The sequence below is a fragment of the Streptomyces sp. NPDC001068 genome (assembly GCF_042897315.1).
Taxonomy (GTDB): Bacteria; Actinomycetota; Actinomycetes; order Streptomycetales; family Streptomycetaceae; genus Streptomyces.
Genome location: NZ_JBIAYD010000009.1, coordinates 22,156 through 37,856 on the forward strand (window position 1 = coordinate 22,156; position 15,701 = coordinate 37,856).

Here is a 15,701-nt window from a genome sequence, read left to right on the forward strand (position 1 = left end):
CCGGGACTTGACCGTTTCGGAGGCGCCCGCTCCGGTGACCCGGAACCGAGTACGCGCCGAAACGGCAGAGTCGACATGGATCGCAGGTGAATTCGATGGAGGACTGGCGAGACCACGCCGAGTGCCGCGAGGAGGACCCCGACCTCTTCTTCCCGGTCGGCACCACCGGGCCTTCGCTGCACCAGACGCGGCGCGCGAAGGCCGTGTGCGAGCGCTGCCCGGTCCGGGAGCAGTGCCTGGACTGGGCGATGGACACCGGGCAGACCGTCGGTGTCTGGGGTGGTACGACGGAGGCGGAGCGCCGGCTGCTGGCCCGTCGCCGGCAACGGGCCACGCGCCGGATCAGCTGACGTCGGCCGGAGCCTCGGCGGCCGGCAGCCGCAGGGTGAACTCGGCTCCCTCGCCCGGTTCGCTCGCCGCCTCGACGGTCCCGTCGTGGGCGGCCACCAGGTGCCGCACGATCGGCAGCCCGAGCCCGCTGCCCCCGGTACGGCGGCTGCGGGACTTCTCCGCGCGCCAGAACCGGTCGAAGACGTGCGGCAGATCGTCGGGGGCGATGCCCTTGCCGGTGTCGGTGACGGTGAGCAGGACCTCGTCGCCGTCCCGGCGGGCGGCCAGTGTCACCGTGCCGTCCACGGGGGTGTGCCGGATCGCGTTGGACACCAGGTTGCCGAGCGCCTGACGCATCCGCACCGGGTCGGCGTCGAGCCAGACCGTGCCGTCCGCGTCAGTCAGCAGCGCGACCCCGGCCGCGTCGGCGGCCACCCGGTGGGCGGCGGCGACCTGCTCGAACAGGTCTGCGGCGCGCACCGGTTCGCGGTGCATGCGCAGGGTGCCGGCGTCGGCGGCCGCCAGGTCCTGGAGGTCGTCGATGATCCGCTGGAGCAGCAGCGCCTCCTCGTGCAGTGAGGCCAGCAGCGCCGGGTCCGGGGCGACCACACCGTCCCGGGTGACCTCCAGCCAGCCCCGGATGTTGGTGAGCGGACTGCGCAGTTCGTGGGCGATGTCGCTGACCATCGCCTTGCGCTGCTCCTCGAGGCGTTCCCGGCGCTCGGTGAGGTCGTTGAACGCCTCGGCCAGCAGCCCGGTCTCGTCCCGGGTGCGCACCGGCGCCCGCGCGTGCAGTTCGGGCGGCTGGCGCACGGCGACGGTCAGCGCGCGCAGCGGCCGCACCAGCCGGGTGGCGACCACGGCGGTGACGGCGACGGTGAAGGCGAGGACCAGTCCGGCCGCGCCGACGATCTTCGCCTTGTTGGTCCGGGACATGTCGAACCGGGGCGCGGTCTGGTCGCCGAGGCCCAGGAAGAGTTCGGCGGGCGGCGCGGCGTACGGTTCGAGCTGGGTGCGGCGGGCGCTGGTGACGCAGTTCTTCCCGGCCTGGTCGTCCCGCGCCAGGTCGCGCCTGGACTTCTTGGTGGTGAACAGGAAACCTCCGGTGACCGGGTTGCGTCCGGTCTGGTCGAAGGTGAGGTACAGCTGTCCGGCGAGGTCCATGTCCTTGGCCTGGAGGCAGGGCCGGACCAGGTCGGTCAGCGCGGTGAGGGCTTTCGACTCGGTGCGGGTGGTGCCGAGGTACCCCTTCTTCATCGCCATGATGGGGTCGTCCAGTCCGCCGCAGCCGATCGAGCGGAAGGCCGAGGTGTCCGTGCCGTCGTCGTCGACCAGGTAGGGCCGCCCGCTCGGGGTGTGGGCGACGGTGGTGCGGATGCCGTAGACGTCGTAGCAGGACCGCTCCTTGTCCGCCACCGCGTCCAGTTCCCCGCGCTCCTTCGCCGTCAGCCGGTAGGGGCCGACCACGCGCGGGTCGATGCCGCTGAGCTGGGCGCCGGACTGGGTGTAGGTGTCGGTGTGCAGCGGGTCGATGGCCGCGGCCGGCCGGGGCGGCAGCGCGGTGCCGCGGACCGCCGAGTCGGCGATCAGGGTGCGGTCGGCGGTGGTCAGCGCGACCCTGCGGCCGGTCCGCGCGGCCAGCGCGCGGACCGTGTGCGCCACCCCGCTCCAGTCGGGGTGGTCGGCCGCGTACCCGCTGAGCTGGGCGAGGATCTTGTTGTCGGCCGCGAGGTCCTGGCCCTGCTCCTCCTCCAGCGCGCTGGTGGTGGTCGTCACCGCGAGCCAGGCGGTGGCGGCCACCGAGCACGCGGCGATCAGCACCGAGGCGAACAGCAGCCGGACCAGCAGCCGTTTGCGCCAGGGTATCCGGGCCCTCACGGCCGGCCGCCGCTCAGCTTGTAGCCGACGCCGAACACGGTCAGCAGGCGTCTGGGCCGGCGGGGATCGGCCTCGATCTTCCGGCGCAGATTCATCACGTGCACGTCCACGGCCCGTTCGGTGGAGGCCCGGTCGAAGCCGCGGGTGCACTGGAGCAGCTGGCGCCGGGTGAACACCCGGTCGGGCTCCCCCGCCATGGCGAGCAGGATCTGGAACTCGGCCGGGGTCACCTCCACCGGGACCCCGTCGCAGCGCACCTCGTGCCGTACCGGATCCACGCTGATCCCGGCCGCCGTCACGGCCGGCTCCTCCCGTACCGCGGCGCTCCGGCCGCTGCGGCGCAGGACCGTCCGGATCCGGGCCATCAACTCGCGTGGGCTGTACGGCTTGGTCATGTAGTCGTCGGCGCCCAGTTCCAGGCCGAGCAGGACGTCCTCCTCCTCGGACCGGGCCGTGAGCATCAGCACCGGGATCTCCGGGTCACCGCCGCGCAGCACCCGGCAGACCCCGAAGCCGTCGATCACCGGGAGCATCAGGTCCAGGACGACCAGGTCGGGTCCGAGCCGCCGGGCCGCGTCCAGCGCGGCGGCGCCGTCGTGGACCACGGTCGCGGTATGGCCCTCGGCCAGCAGGGAGCGCCGGATCAGCTCGGCCTGCATCTCGTCGTCCTCGGCGACCAGTACATGTGCGCACACAGGTTCGGATCCTAAGCGGAGTTCCGGGGCCTACCGGGCCAGCCAGTCGGCGTACCCCATGACGACGACCGGGTGCCGGTCGGGGTCCAGGGTGCGCAGCAGCTGCCTCATGTGCGCCTTGGCGACACTCACACAGGCGTGCGTGGGACCGCCGTGGTCGACGTGCAGCCAGACGCCACCGCCACGTCCGGCGCCCATCGGCCGGGTCCAGTCGAGGGGTGAAGTGCCGGGCTTGCGGTTGTAGTTGATGGCGACGACGTAGTCGAAGGAGCCTTCCAGCGGCTCGCCCTCGAAGCCGGTCCCGGGCGAGCGGAATCCCCATCCGTGGTCGTACGGCAGCCTGCTGCCCGGGTCGGCGAGCAGGCCTCCGGCGTCGGTGAGTCCGTACACGCCGACCGGCGAACGCAGGTCCCCGGCCATGTGGTGCTCGCTCCAGCCGTCCTTGCCGTTGTGCGCGGGCCAGGCGGCTCCGGGCTGCCAGACGTCGTCGTCGCGCTCGTACAGGACGACGCTGGAGACGGGCGAGTTCTTGCCCCGCCCCCTGGCGAGCACGACCTGCTCGGCCCGCTCGGGTATCGCGGCGGTCGTCCGCGGTCCGAGGCCCGGTATGCCGGTGGGGCGCGGGCTGCTGCTGCTCTCGGGTGTGGGGGTGGCTGCCGTCCCCGCCGGCCGGTCGTCGCCCGACCGGCTCGGCGCGGCCTCGGCGCCACCCCCGCAGCCCGAGAGCAGGAGGGGGGAGGCGAGGAGGGCGACAGCCGTTCTGCGATGGATCATGCGACCGACTGTGGCCGAAAATTGTAAGAAACCCGTCAGCTTCGTGTTCCCGTCGGCTGGAGCGCCCCACCGGGGCGCCGGCGTGCCCCCGGCCGGGGACCGGGGGAGGAACCGCGCGACAGGCCCCCGCCGGCCGGCACTCCGACGACCGCTAGGGCTTGCCCTTCTTGTACAACCACGTGTGGAACAAGGTCCCGAGGTCCTTGCCCGACTGCCCCTCGGCCGTCTTCACAAACTCCGCGGTCGTCCCGTGCCCGTGGCGGTGCTGGGCGGCCCACACCCGCAGGATCCGGAAGAACACCTTGTCCCCCACGGCCTTGCGCAGTTCGTGCAGCGCCATCGCTCCCCGCGCGTACACCGGCGTGCCGAAGATGTTCGCGCCGCTCCCCGGGTCGGCCGGCGGATACGCCCACAACTCGTTGCCCGCCGGCTTGGCGTACAGCGCGTCGAAGGTCTTCTGCGCGCTGTCGCCGCCGTGCTGCTCCTCGTAGAGCCACTCCGCGTAGGTCGCGAAGCCCTCGTTGAGCCAGATGTCCTTCCAGGAGGTGAGGGAGACGGAGTCGCCGAACCACTGGTGGGCGTTCTCGTGCACCAGCGTGTCGAGGTCGGGCGCGGAGTCGTAGATCGGCCGGCCCTGCGTCTCCAGCGCGTAGCCGACGTTCGGCGCGTGGTCGACGATCGCGCCGGCCGAGCGGAACGGGTACGGCCCGAACAGCTCGCTCTCCCAGTCGAGGACCGACGGCAGCTTCTTCAGCACGGCCGCGGAACCGCTCGCCTCGCGCGGGTCGACCGCGTTGTACACCTTGATACCGCTGCGGGTGGTGTACTGCTCGACCTTGAAGGTGCCGACCGTGGCGGTGGCCAGGTACGCGGCCATCGGCTCGCTCTGCCGCCAGCGGAAGGTGGTCCGGCCGCCGGAGGTGCGCTGCCCGAGGAGGACGCCGTTGGCGACGGCGGTGCGTCCCTTGGGGACGGTGATCGTGAAGTCGTACGACGATTTGTCCTTGGGGTGGCTGTTCGCCGGGAACCAGGTCATCGCGCCCTGCGGCTCGCCGGCGACGAACGCGCCGTCGTCGGTGCGGATCCAGCCGTCCGGTGAGCCGTCGGGGTCGGAGACCTGCTTGGGGGTGCCGTTGTAGGTGACGGCGACCTGGAACTGCCTGCCCTCGGCGAGCGCGCGGGCCGGCGTGACGACGAGTTCCTGTCCGCTGCGGCTGAAGCGGGCGGCGCGGCCGTCGACGGTGACCTTGGTGACCTTCAGGCCGCTGAGGTCGAGGTCGAAGCGGGTGAGCTTCTGGGTGGTGCGGGCGGTGAGGACGGCCTTGCCGTCGAGATGGCGGGAGGCGGTGTCGTAGCGCAGCGTCAGGTCGTAGTGGCTGACGTGGTAGCCGCCGTTGCCGCTGAGCGGGAAGTAGGGGTCGCCCGCGCCCGCGGCTCCGAGCGTGCTCGCCGACGCCGTTCCGGCGGCGGCGAGCAGGGCCGCCACGGCGACCGGGACGGTGGCGAGGACGGCCTCGCGGCGGAGGACTGCCGTACGTCTGCTTGCACCCTGCACCTGCACATGCGCTCCTTCGGACGGTGGCCGATGATCAGTGGCCCACAGACTAGGCGCGCGGGCATCCGCGTTTCCCCCTCATGCTGGTCAAGCCGTGCCGCGTCGGCAGCCGGTGGCCCGAACCCCCCGCGTACCCTCACGGCACCGTCGCCGAGCCGAGAGGTGTCCGACCGTGAGCGTGCGTGTCCGCAGGATCTACGAGGCGCCCGAGCCGGACGACGGGCTGCGGGTCCTGGTGGACCGGCTCTGGCCGCGCGGGGTGGCGAAGGCGGACGCGCACGTGGACGAGTGGCCGAAGGGGCTGACGCCGTCGAACGAACTGCGCCGCTGGTTCCACGACGGCGGTTCGTACGAGGAGTTCACCCGCCGCTACGAGGCGGAGCTGGCCGCTCCCGAGGCCGCCGGACTCCTCGACGGCCTGCGGGAGTCGGTGAGCAGGGGGCCGGTGACCCTGCTCACCGCGTCCAGGTCCCCGGACGAGAGCCACGCCACGGTGCTGGTGCGGCTCCTGTCCGCCTAGGCGGTCTGCGCCGCCGCCGCGCGTCCGGCCGCCCGGCCCGAGAACAGGCAGCCGCCGAGGAACGTGCCCTCCAGCGCGTTGTAGCCGTGCACACCGCCACCGCCGAAGCCGGCCACCTCACCGGCCGCGTAGAGCCCCTCGATCGGCTGCCCGTCGGCGGCCAGCGCGCGGGAGTCCAGGTCGGTCTGGATGCCGCCGAGCGTCTTGCGGGTCAGGACGTGCAGCTTGACGCCGATCAGCGGCCCGGCGGCCGGGTCGAGGATGCGGTGCGGGGACGCGACCCGGCCGAGGCGGTCGCCGATGTAGCGGCGGGCGTTGTGGATGCCCTGGACCTGGGAGTCCTTGCTGTAGGAGTTGCCGATCTGCAGGTCGCGGGCGACGATCTGGCGGCGCACCTCGGCCGCGTCCAGGAGTGCCTTGTCGGTGAGTCCGTTCATCTTCTCGACCAGCTGCTCAAGGGAGTTCGCGGTCACGAAGTCCGCGCCCTTGTCGACGAAGGCCTGCACCGGGCCCGGGGCGCCCTTGGCGAGCAGCCGGTCGCGCAGCACGGCCTTGCGGTCCTTGGCGGTGATGTCGGGATTCTGCTCGGAGCCGGAGAGCGCGAACTCCTTCTCGATGATCTTCCGGGTGAGGACGAACCAGGAGTGGTCGTGCTGCGCGATGTCCTCGGTGGTGCGCAGGTACTTCAGGGTGCTGAGGGTGTCGTAGCCCGGCAGGCAGGGGTCGGGGAGCCGGCGGCCGAGGGCGTCCAGCCAGATCGAGGACGGGCCGGGCAGGATGCGGATGCCGTGGCCGGGCCAGACGGGGTTCCAGTTCCGGATGCCCTCGGTGTAGTGCCACATGCGGTCGCGGTTGACCAGGCGGACGCCCGCCTCGGCGCTGATGTCGAGCATGCGGCCGTCCACGTAGGCCGGGACGCCGGTGACCATCTCGGCGGGGGGTGTGCCGAGGCGCTCGGGCCAGTAGCGGCGGACGATGTCGTGGTCGGCGCCGATACCGCCGGTGGTGAGGACGACGGCCTGGGCGGTGAGCTCGAAGTCGCCGATCCGGTCGCGGTTGGAGGCGACGCCGCGCGCTGAGTCGTCGGGGGCGAGGACCGTGCCGCGCACCCCGCGGGCCGCGCCGTCCCCGACGACGAGTTCGTCGACCCGGTGGCGGTGGTGGAAGGTGAGCAGTCCGTCGCGGGCGGCCTGCCTGGCGTACCGGACGAAGGGTTCCACGACGCCGGTCCCGGTGCCCCAGGCGATGTGGAAGCGGGGTACGGAGTTGCCGTGCCCGGTCGCGCGCAGGTCGCCGCGCTCGGCCCAGCCGACGGTCGGGAGCAGGCTGATGCCGTGGCTCGTCAGCCAGGGCCGCTTGTCGTACGTCGCGAACTCGACGTACGCCCGCGCCCAGCGCACCGCCCAGGAGTCCTCGTCGTCCTCGCGGTCGAACCGGGCGCTGCCCCGCCAGTCGTTCCAGGCCAGGTCCAGGGAGTCCTTGATGCCGAGGCGGCGCTGTTCGGGCGAGTCGACGAGGAAGAGCCCGCCGAAGGACCAGAACGCCTGGCCGCCGAGGTTGGCCGCGTTCTCCTGGTCGACCAGGGCGACCCGGCGGCCCTTGCTGGTGAGTTCGTGCGCCGCGACCAGGCCGGCGAGGCCCGCTCCGACGACGATGACGTCCGCGTCCATGGCAACCGTTGCCTCTCTCTTGTCCGAAGGGGGTGCTGCTTGTCCGAAAGGGGGCTGCTCATCCGAAGGGGGTGCTGCCGTCGGTCAGCAGCGCGGTGAGCAGTTGCTTGAGCCAGGCGCGGGCCCGGTCGACGTCCTTGTCGAGGAGCAGTTGGGTGGTCACGCCGTCGTAGGCGGCGACCACCGCGTGGGCGGCGCCGTCCACCCCGCCGAGCACGGCCGGGACCGGGGTGTGGCCGTGGGCCCGGAAGAGCCGGTCGGCGATGGCCTGCCGCAGCCGGGCCCGGTGGTCGAGGAGGGCGTCGGCGACGGCGGGGTCCCGGGCCGCGTGCACCAGGAAGTCCGTCTTCACCAGCAGCCAGTCCACGTCGAGGAGCAGCACGTCGGTGACCCGGTCCACGGAGGCCGTCACGTCCAGGTCGGGGCGGTCCAGGGCGAGGGCGTCGGCCACCTGCCGGGCGATGAGGTCGGCGCGGTCCCGGTAGAGGGCGAAGAACAGCTCGTCCAGGGTGGCGAAGTTGGAGTAGAAGGCACCCCTGCTGAAACCGGCGGCCTCGCACACCTCCTCGATGGAGACGCGCCCGAACCCCTTGGCGGCGAACACGGTGAACGCGGCGTCGAGCAGCCGGGCCCGGGTCCGCACCCGGCGCCGGGTCACTCGCGGGGGCGCGCCGTCGACCGTCATGTCCCGACCTCCGTTCGATACGCGAATGTATCGGATACATGAACGTATCGAAAGACCATCGCACGAACCCGCGAGGCCGCATGATCGAATGGGAACACATTTTCGATTAAGGAGTACGCTGGTTTCCATGGCCACGCACCTCCAGGGCTCCCTGTTCGACCAGACCGACGAGCTGCGGCTCGGCTCCCTCACCGGGATCCGCCGCACCGAGCTGGGCTCCGGCGCCTGGATCGACGTGCTCCCCGGCTGGCTGAGGGGCGCCGACACCCTGTTCGAACAGCTGGCGGCTGACGTCCCCTGGCACGCCGAGCGCCGCACGATGTACGACAGCGTCGTGGACGTACCGCGGCTGCTCGCCTTCTACGGCGCGGACGACCCGCTCCCGCAGCCCGTCCTGACCGAGGCACGCGAGGCGCTCACCCGGCACTACGCCGGGGAACTGCGCGAGCCGTTCACCACGGCGGGGCTCTGCTACTACCGCGACGGCCGGGACAGCGTCGCCTGGCACGGCGACCGGATCGGCCGCGGCTCACGGGAGGACACCATGGTCGCGATCCTTTCCGTGGGCGCGCCCCGCGACCTGCTGCTGCGCCCGCTGCGCGGCGGCCCCTCGGTCCGGCGTCCGCTGGGCCACGGCGACCTGATCGTGATGGGCGGGTCCTGCCAGCGGACCTGGGAGCACTGCGTACCGAAGACCGCGCGGGCCGCCGGTCCGCGTATCAGCGTCCAGTTCCGGCCGCACGGGGTGCGCTGACCGGGATCCCCGTCACCGGAGCCCCGGCTCCGTCTGGTTGGCTGTCCCCCGGACCGGTCGGCACGCCGCGGGAACGTCGGAGAGATCATGCGCGCAGAGGTACACGAAGTCGGCAAGGGCATCTACCTGGTGCACGGGCATCACACCAACTGGGTGATCCTCAAGGACGGCGACGCCGTCACACTGGTGGACACCGGCTACCCCGGCGACCGTGCCGGACTGCTCGACTCCCTCGCGGAGGTGGGAAGTTCGCCGGACGCGCTCACGGCCGTGCTCATCACCCACGCGCACAACGACCACCTCGGCTCGGCCGAGTACCTGCGCGACGCGCACGGCACCCCGGTCTATCTGCACGAGGCCGAAGTGCCGCACGCCCGGCGGGACTTCCTCCAGCAGGTGTCCGTGGGGGCGGTGCTGAAGAACGCCTGGCGGCCGGGGGTCGTGCCGTGGCTGGTGCACGTCCTGCGGGTCGGCGGCACCGAGCAGCATCCGGTCGCCTCGCCCGAGGTCTTCCCGGTCGCCGACGGTCCGCTCGACCTGCCCGGCCGGCCCGTCCCGGTGCACACGCCCGGACACACCGACGGACACACCGTCTACCACCTGCCCGACGCCGGCATCGTCATCTCCGGCGACGCCCTGGTCAGCGGCCACCCCACGTCGCGGCTGGCCGGCCCGCAGCTGCTGCCCGACATGTTCCACCACGAGCGCTCCCGGGCCGTGGCGTCGCTCGGAATCATCGAGGGGCTCGACGCCGACGTGCTGCTGCCCGGACACGGCCCCGTGCACCAGGGATCCGTGGCGGCGGCCGCCCGGCAGGCCCGTGAGCGCGCCGTCTAAGGGCTGTCCCGTAATCCCCGGTGGGTCGGCGCACGGCGTCGGATGCGGTGCATCGCAAGGCGGAGGATCGCCCTCATACCGGGCGTATTCGGGCGACCCCGACAACGCCGCGAGGTGCCGTAGCTGTCGTCGTGCGCCCGCCGGGGATTACGGGACAGCCCTTAGGGTCGGGCCATGGCATTGCAGATCAGCGCCACCAACCCGGAACACCCCGCGCTCCTGCTCGAACTCCCGTGGGACGTACCGCTGGAGGAGTGGCCCGAGGAGTACCTCGTGCCGCTCCCCCGCGGCATCTCCCGGCACGTGGTGCGCTACGCCCGGGCCGGTGACGAGGTCATCGCGGTGAAGGAGCTGGCGGAGCGCCCCGCGCTGCGCGAGTACGAGCTGCTGCGCGACCTGGACCGGCTCTCCATCCCCGCGGTCGACCCGCTCGCGGTGATCACCGGCCGTACCGACCCGGCGGGCGACCCGCTGGAGTCCGTGCTGGTCACCCGGCATCTGGGCGGCTCCATGCCGTACCGCTCGATGTTCGAGACGACCATGCGCCCGGCCACCATGCACCGCCTCATGGACGCCCTCGCCGTGCTGCTCGTACGACTGCACCTGGCCGGGTTCGCCTGGGGCGACTGCTCGCTGTCCAACACGCTGTTCCGGCGGGACGCGGGCGCGTACGCGGCGTACCTGGTGGACGCCGAGACCGGCGACCTGCGTCCGCAGCTCAGCAACGGGCAGCGGGAGTACGACCTCGACCTGGCCCGGGTCAACATCAGCGGCGAACTCCTCGACCTGGAGGCCTCGGGGGCGCTGCACCCGTCGCTCGACCCGGTCGAGTTCGGGTTCGAGATCTGCACCCGGTACGGCGAGCTGTGGCAGGAGCTGACCCGTACCTCGGTGTACCCGGCCGGCAAGTACCACTACATCGAGCGCCGGATCCGGCGCCTCAACGAGCTGGGCTTCGACGTGGCCGAGATGCAGATCGAGCACTCCTCCAACGGCGACAGCGTCACCTTCGTGCCCAAGGTCGTCGACGCCGGCCACCACCAGCGCCAGCTGCTGCGGCTGACCGGCCTGGACGCCGAGGAGAACCAGGCCAGGCGGCTGCTGAACGACCTGGAGAGCTGGATGGCCACCCAGGACGACTACGCCCCCGGCGACCCCCTCGCCGCCCGGCCCGAGGTGCTGGCCCACCGGTGGGTGCGGGACGTCTTCCGCCCCACCGTGCGGGCCGTGCCACCGGAACTGCGCGGTTCCATGGACCCGGCCGAGATCTACCACGAGCTGCTCGAACACCGCTGGTACCTGTCCGAGCGGGCCCAGCACGACATAGGCCTGGACAGCGCGGTCGAGGACTACATCAGGAACGTGCTGCCCAAGGCCCGGGAGACCCTGGAGCCGGTCAGCCCGGAGTGACCGGCCCGTGCGGCACCACGGCCACCGGGCAGTCGGCGTGGTGCAGCACCCCGTGCGCGACGGAGCCGATGCGCGCACCGACCGCCGTGCGGTGGGCGCGCCGGCCGACGACCATCAGCTGCGCCCGGCCGGCCACCGAGAGCAGCACCTGGCCGGCGCTGCCCATCTCCACGTGCTCGGCGACCGGTACGTCCGGGAACCGTTCGCGCAGCGGCCGCACCGCCTCGGACAGGGCCTTCTTCTCGTAGGGCTCCAGACCGCCGGACTCGTCCAGCAGTCTCAGCGAGCCCGGGCTGTAGGCGAAGACCGGCGGCAGGGTCCAGGCCCGGACCACCCGGACCGCCGCCCCGCGGGCCGCCGCCGTCCCGAACGCGAACTCCAGCACGGCGGCGCTGTCCTCGGGCCCGCCCTGCTGGCCCACGACGATCTCCCGCCCCGCGGCCTCGGTCACGGCCCGGTCCCCGGCGCGCACCAGGACGACGGGCCGGGCCGCCTCGGCGATCACCTGCTGTCCCACCGAGCCCAGCAGGAACCCGACGACCGGTCCGTGGCCGCGCGAGCCCAGCGCCAGCAGTTCGGCCCCGGCCGCCGCCGCGGCCAGCGCCTCGACCGGGCCGCCCTCCAGGACGTCGACGCCCACCTCCAGTTCCGGATACCGCCCGGTGACGGCGCGCACCGACTCGGCCACCCCCTCCGACACCCATCGGCGCTGCGTCTCCCGGTCGCCGCCGACCGCCTCCTGGTCCTCGGGCCGCCAGGCGTGCACCACCCGCAGCGGCAGACCCCTGCGCACCGCCTCCCGGGCCGCCCAGTCCAGAGCCGCCAGGCTCTCCTCCGTACCGTCGACCCCTGCCGTGATCGGGCGTGTCATGCACCGGCCTCCTCGTCGGTTCCGTGTTGCGCGATCAGTCTCGCGCACGGACAGGTGCCCGCTCCGCGCCCGTGTACAAGAGCGCGGGCGGGCGATCGAACATACGATGGGCGGGTGCGGTGGCCGCGCTCCCCACGGAGGGCCCGCCGTACCGACGAACCAACGGCTCGGGGTGGGAGACGTATGGCACAGGCTGCCGACGCAGCACGGACCGTCATCATGACCGTGGACGACGACCCGGGAGTCTCCCGTGCCGTCGCGCGGGACCTGCGGCGCCGCTACGGCGCGTCCTACCGGATCGTGCGCGCGGAGTCCGGGGAGTCGGCGCTCGACGCGCTGCGGGAACTCAAGCTGCGCGGCGACCTGGTGGCGGTGATCCTGGCCGACTACCGGATGCCGCAGATGAACGGCATCGAGTTCCTGGAACAGGCCCTGGACGTGTACCCGGGCGCCCGGCGCGTACTGCTGACCGCGTACGCGGACACCAGCGCGGCGATCGACGCGATCAACGTCGTCGATCTGGACCACTACCTGCTCAAGCCCTGGGATCCGCCCGAGGAGAAGCTCTACCCGGTCCTCGACGACCTGCTGGACGCCTGGCGGTGCAGCGCGTACAAGCCGGTGCCGGCCACCAAGGTCGTCGGGCACCGCTGGTCGGCCAGGTCGTCGGACGTGCGGGAGTTCCTGGCCCGCAACCAGGTCCCCTACCGCTGGTACTCGGTCGAGGAGCCCGAGGGCCGGCGGCTGCTGGCGGCCGCCGGCACCGACGGACAGCGGCTGCCGCTGGTGATCACGCCGGACGGCACGCCCCTGATCGAACCGGAGGCACCAGAGCTCGCGGCGCGGGTGGGGCTCGCGACCACGCCCACGGCGGACTTCTACGACCTGGTGGTCATCGGCGGCGGTCCGGCCGGGCTCGGCGCGGCGGTGTACGGGGCGTCGGAGGGCCTGCGCACCGTGCTGGTGGAGCGGGCGGCGACCGGCGGGCAGGCCGGGCAGAGCTCCCGGATCGAGAACTACCTGGGCTTCCCGGACGGGGTGTCGGGGGCCCAGCTCACCGACCGGGCCCGGCGGCAGGCCGCCAAGTTCGGCGCCGAGGTGCTGACCGCCCGCGAGGTCACCGCCCTGGAGGCCAACGGGGCCGCGCGGGTGGTGCGGTTCGCGGACGGTTCGGCGATCGCGGCGCACAGCGTGATCCTGGCGACCGGTGTGCAGTACCGGCAGCTGGACGCCGCCGGCTGTCTCGCCCTGACCGGCTGCGGGGTGTACTACGGTTCCGCGCTGACCGAGGCCACCTCCTGCCAGGGCCAGGACGTGTTCGTCGTCGGCGGCGCCAACTCGGCGGGCCAGGCGGCCATGTACCTGTCGCGGTTCGCCAAGTCCGTGACACTGCTGGTGCGCGGCGCCGACCTGTCGGCCTCGATGTCGTACTACCTGATCCAGCAGATCAACGAGGCCCCGAACATCTCGGTGCGCGGCCACACGGTGGTCGAGTCCGCGCACGGGTCCGACCGGCTGGAGCGGCTGACGCTCCGTCACTCGGTGAGCGGGGAGACCGAGTCGGTCGAGGCGCAGTGGATGTTCGTGTTCATCGGCGCGGCCCCGCTGACCGACTGGCTCGGCGACACCGTGCTGCGCGACGGGCGCGGGTTCATCCTGGCCGGCCCGGACCTGACGGCCGACGGACGGCCGCCGACCGCCTGGGAGCTGGACCGGCCGCCGTACCACCTGGAGACCAGCGTGCCCGGAGTGTTCGTGGCGGGCGACGCGCGCGCCGAGTCCGCCAAGCGTGTCGCGTCCGCCGTCGGAGAGGGAGCCATGGCCGTGATGCTCGTCCACCGTTATCTGGAGCAGTCATGAGCGGGCAGCCGATGCCGTGCAGTCCGCAGGAGGTAGGCGCGCTCTTCCTCTTCGAGAAGCTGGAGCCGGAGCAGCTCGGGCGGCTGTGCGCCGCCGGCCAGGTGGAGCTGTTCGAGCCCGGTCCGGTGTACGCCGAGGGCGAACCGGCCACCTGCTTCTTCGTGATGATCGAGGGCACCGTGGTGCTGTCCCGGCAGGTCGGCGGGGACGACATCGAGGTCACCCGGACCTCGCAGCCCGGGGTGTACGCGGGCGCCATGCAGGCGTACCTCGGGGACCGGGTGCGGCAGGGGTACAACAACTCGATGCGGGTGACCGAGCCGACGCGGTTCTTCGTGCTCCCGGCGGACACGTTCGCGGAGATCATGCAGGACTGGTTCCCGATGGCCGTGCACCTGCTGGAGGGGCTGTTCTTCGGTTCGAAGAACACCCAGGCGGCGATCGGGCAGCGCGAACGGCTGCTGGCGCTCGGGTCGTTGTCCGCCGGGCTCACCCACGAGCTGAACAACCCGGCCGCGGCGGCCGTCCGGGCCACCTCGTCCCTGCGCGAGCGGGTGGCGAAGATGCGGCACAAGCTCGCGATCATCGCCGAGAGTCCGTTCTCCCGGGAGCAGTTGGCCGGTCTGGTCGAGATCCAGGAGCGCACCGCCGAGCGGGTCGCCAAGGCACCCTCGCTCAGTCCGCTGGAGGCCGCCGACCGGGAGGACCTGCTCACCGACTGGCTGGAGGACCACGGCTGCGACAACGGCTGGCAGGTGGCGCCGACCTTCGTACAGGCCGGGCTCGACGTCGACTGGCTGGACCAGGTCGCGGCGGCCGTGGACGAGGAGATCCTGCCGAACTCGATCCACTGGCTCAACTACACCATCGAGACCGAGTTGTTGATGAACGAGATCGAGGACTCGACCATCCGCATCTCCAGCCTCGTGGACGCCGCCAAGCAGTACAGCCAGCTGGACCGGGCGCCGTACCGGGTCGTGGACGTGCACGAACTCCTCGACAGCACGCTGCTGATGCTGTCCGGCAAGATCGGGCAGAACGTCCGGGTGGTCAAGGAGTACGACCGCACGGTCCCGGCGGTCCCCGCCTACCCGGCCGAACTCAACCAGGTGTGGACCAACCTGATCGACAACGCGGCCTGCGCGATGAAGGGCGAGGACGGTACCGGGCAGGGCACGCTGACCGTGCGGACGGCACTCGACCACGAGCAGCTGCTGGTCGAGTTCCGGGACACCGGGACGGGGATCGCGCCGGAGATCAAGGACCGGATCTTCGACCCCTTCTTCACGACCAAGCCCGTGGGGCAGGGCACGGGCCTGGGTCTGGACATCTCGTGGCGGATCGTCGTCAACAAGCATCACGGCACCATGCGGGTGGAGTCGGTGCCCGGCGACACCCGCTTCCAGGTTCTGCTTCCGCTGACCGCCGAGGCGCCCCCGGCGGGGTCGGAAGAACCCCGATCATCTGAGGAGACGGCATGAGCGGCGACACCGTGATAGACCCGAACGTTCCGCCGAGCGGCGCCGGGTGCATGGAGTGCGAGAAGGACGGGGGCTGGTGGTTCCATCTGCGGCGCTGCGCGCAGTGCGGGCACATCGGGTGCTGCGACGACTCGCCGGCGAAGCACGCGACGGCGCACTTCCACGACACCGGGCACCCGATCATCCGCAGCTACGAGCCGGGCGAGGGCTGGTTCTGGAACTTCGAGACGGACGAGGTGTTCGAGGCGGGGCCGGAGCTGGCGCCGCCGGAGAGCCACCCGGCCAACCAGTCCGTGCCGGGTCCCGCGGAAAGGGTCCCGGAGAACTGGGCCGAGGTGCTGCGGGGCTGAGCGCACCGGGGGTGCGGGGCGGCCCGCGCGT

General features: G+C 72.2%; 15 protein-coding genes. 8 read left to right on the forward strand and 7 right to left on the reverse strand.

The genetic code is table 11. The features are described 5' to 3' along the window. The first annotated feature begins 95 nt into the window (after positions 1–95). The gene (locus ACFY3I_RS24825) at positions 96–350 is read left to right on the forward strand and encodes a WhiB family transcriptional regulator (RefSeq protein ID WP_365296627.1); all 255 of its coding nucleotides are present in this window, start codon (positions 96–98) and stop codon (positions 348–350) included. On the opposite strand, the gene ACFY3I_RS24830 is transcribed toward ACFY3I_RS24825, so the two are convergent. The 4 genes from ACFY3I_RS24830 to ACFY3I_RS24845 form a co-directional block, all read right to left on the reverse strand. Next, on the reverse strand, positions 343–2,208 hold the full coding sequence (locus ACFY3I_RS24830) for an ATP-binding protein (protein ID WP_390862747.1): 1,866 nt from the start codon (positions 2,206–2,208) through the stop codon (positions 343–345). The two genes, ACFY3I_RS24825 and ACFY3I_RS24830, sit on opposite strands and share 8 nt — an antisense overlap. After that, a complete protein-coding gene (locus ACFY3I_RS24835; RefSeq protein ID WP_390862749.1) occupies positions 2,205–2,903 on the reverse strand; it encodes a response regulator transcription factor in 699 nt (232 codons plus the stop codon). Before ACFY3I_RS24835 ends, ACFY3I_RS24830 begins: the two co-directional genes overlap by 4 nt. A gap of 30 nt (positions 2,904–2,933) precedes the next feature. Further along, positions 2,934–3,677, reverse strand: a complete 744-nt coding sequence (locus tag ACFY3I_RS24840) for a hypothetical protein (RefSeq protein WP_390862751.1) — start codon at positions 3,675–3,677, stop codon at positions 2,934–2,936. A 151-nt stretch (positions 3,678–3,828) separates the two neighbouring features. Further along, positions 3,829–5,238: a M1 family metallopeptidase gene (locus tag ACFY3I_RS24845; protein WP_390862753.1), complete on the reverse strand. Its 1,410-nt coding sequence runs from the start codon at positions 5,236–5,238 to the stop codon at positions 3,829–3,831. Positions 5,239–5,404: 166 nt separating this feature from the next. Here ACFY3I_RS24845 and ACFY3I_RS24850 point away from each other — a divergent pair, with 166 nt between their 5' ends. Continuing rightward, entirely contained in the window at positions 5,405–5,752 is a 348-nt protein-coding gene (locus ACFY3I_RS24850; protein ID WP_365296637.1) for a DUF488 family protein, read from the forward strand. Here ACFY3I_RS24850 and ACFY3I_RS24855 read toward each other — a convergent pair. Both ACFY3I_RS24855 and ACFY3I_RS24860 read right to left on the reverse strand, forming a co-directional pair. Continuing rightward, the gene (locus ACFY3I_RS24855; protein ID WP_390862755.1) at positions 5,749–7,422 is read right to left on the reverse strand and encodes an FAD-binding dehydrogenase; all 1,674 of its coding nucleotides are present in this window, start codon (positions 7,420–7,422) and stop codon (positions 5,749–5,751) included. The two genes, ACFY3I_RS24850 and ACFY3I_RS24855, sit on opposite strands and share 4 nt — an antisense overlap. 58 nt (positions 7,423–7,480) lie before the next feature. Further along, a complete protein-coding gene (locus tag ACFY3I_RS24860) occupies positions 7,481–8,107 on the reverse strand; it encodes a TetR/AcrR family transcriptional regulator (RefSeq protein WP_390862757.1) in 627 nt (208 codons plus the stop codon). A 127-nt stretch (positions 8,108–8,234) separates the two neighbouring features. Here ACFY3I_RS24860 and ACFY3I_RS24865 point away from each other — a divergent pair, with 127 nt between their 5' ends. From ACFY3I_RS24865 to ACFY3I_RS24875, 3 genes are all read left to right on the forward strand, one after another. Beyond that, positions 8,235–8,861, forward strand: coding sequence for an alpha-ketoglutarate-dependent dioxygenase AlkB (locus ACFY3I_RS24865; RefSeq protein ID WP_390862758.1), 627 nt, complete (start codon positions 8,235–8,237; stop codon positions 8,859–8,861). An 87-nt stretch (positions 8,862–8,948) separates the two neighbouring features. Beyond that, positions 8,949–9,698, forward strand: a complete 750-nt coding sequence (locus ACFY3I_RS24870) for an MBL fold metallo-hydrolase (RefSeq protein ID WP_390862760.1) — start codon at positions 8,949–8,951, stop codon at positions 9,696–9,698. A gap of 174 nt (positions 9,699–9,872) precedes the next feature. After that, a complete protein-coding gene (locus ACFY3I_RS24875; protein WP_390862762.1) occupies positions 9,873–11,108 on the forward strand; it encodes a DUF4032 domain-containing protein in 1,236 nt (411 codons plus the stop codon). On the opposite strand, the gene ACFY3I_RS24880 is transcribed toward ACFY3I_RS24875, so the two are convergent. After that, positions 11,095–11,979, reverse strand: a complete 885-nt coding sequence (locus ACFY3I_RS24880) for a universal stress protein (RefSeq protein WP_390862764.1) — start codon at positions 11,977–11,979, stop codon at positions 11,095–11,097. The two genes, ACFY3I_RS24875 and ACFY3I_RS24880, sit on opposite strands and share 14 nt — an antisense overlap. 183 nt (positions 11,980–12,162) lie before the next feature. Between ACFY3I_RS24880 and ACFY3I_RS24885 the strand changes: the two genes are divergently transcribed. Genes ACFY3I_RS24885 through ACFY3I_RS24895 form a run of 3 tightly spaced genes read left to right on the forward strand, consistent with a single transcriptional unit; the run spans position 12,163 to position 15,670 of the window. Next, on the forward strand, positions 12,163–13,839 hold the full coding sequence (locus ACFY3I_RS24885; protein ID WP_365296649.1) for an FAD-dependent oxidoreductase: 1,677 nt from the start codon (positions 12,163–12,165) through the stop codon (positions 13,837–13,839). Beyond that, on the forward strand, positions 13,836–15,320 hold the full coding sequence (locus tag ACFY3I_RS24890; RefSeq protein ID WP_390862766.1) for an ATP-binding protein: 1,485 nt from the start codon (positions 13,836–13,838) through the stop codon (positions 15,318–15,320). The genes ACFY3I_RS24885 and ACFY3I_RS24890 overlap by 4 nt, the downstream gene beginning before the upstream one ends. Beyond that, a complete protein-coding gene (locus tag ACFY3I_RS24895) occupies positions 15,317–15,670 on the forward strand; it encodes a UBP-type zinc finger domain-containing protein (protein ID WP_365296652.1) in 354 nt (117 codons plus the stop codon). Before ACFY3I_RS24890 ends, ACFY3I_RS24895 begins: the two co-directional genes overlap by 4 nt. Positions 15,671–15,701 lie beyond the last annotated feature (31 nt).

What these genes read in the sequence shown, in the direction of transcription:
- ACFY3I_RS24825 (WP_365296627.1), top strand. Translation starts at nt 96, where the DNA reads ATGGAGGACTGGCGAGACCACGCCGAGTGCCGCGAGGAGGACCCCGAC.
- ACFY3I_RS24840 (WP_390862751.1), bottom strand. Translation starts at nt 3,677, where the DNA reads ATGATCCATCGCAGAACGGCTGTCGCCCTCCTCGCCTCCCCCCTCCTG.
- ACFY3I_RS24855 (WP_390862755.1), bottom strand. Translation starts at nt 7,422, where the DNA reads ATGGACGCGGACGTCATCGTCGTCGGAGCGGGCCTCGCCGGCCTGGTC.
- ACFY3I_RS24860 (WP_390862757.1), bottom strand. Translation starts at nt 8,107, where the DNA reads ATGACGGTCGACGGCGCGCCCCCGCGAGTGACCCGGCGCCGGGTGCGG.
- ACFY3I_RS24865 (WP_390862758.1), top strand. Translation starts at nt 8,235, where the DNA reads ATGGCCACGCACCTCCAGGGCTCCCTGTTCGACCAGACCGACGAGCTG.
- ACFY3I_RS24870 (WP_390862760.1), top strand. Translation starts at nt 8,949, where the DNA reads ATGCGCGCAGAGGTACACGAAGTCGGCAAGGGCATCTACCTGGTGCAC.
- ACFY3I_RS24875 (WP_390862762.1), top strand. Translation starts at nt 9,873, where the DNA reads ATGGCATTGCAGATCAGCGCCACCAACCCGGAACACCCCGCGCTCCTG.
- ACFY3I_RS24880 (WP_390862764.1), bottom strand. Translation starts at nt 11,979, where the DNA reads ATGACACGCCCGATCACGGCAGGGGTCGACGGTACGGAGGAGAGCCTG.
- ACFY3I_RS24885 (WP_365296649.1), top strand. Translation starts at nt 12,163, where the DNA reads ATGGCACAGGCTGCCGACGCAGCACGGACCGTCATCATGACCGTGGAC.
- ACFY3I_RS24890 (WP_390862766.1), top strand. Translation starts at nt 13,836, where the DNA reads ATGAGCGGGCAGCCGATGCCGTGCAGTCCGCAGGAGGTAGGCGCGCTC.
- ACFY3I_RS24895 (WP_365296652.1), top strand. Translation starts at nt 15,317, where the DNA reads ATGAGCGGCGACACCGTGATAGACCCGAACGTTCCGCCGAGCGGCGCC.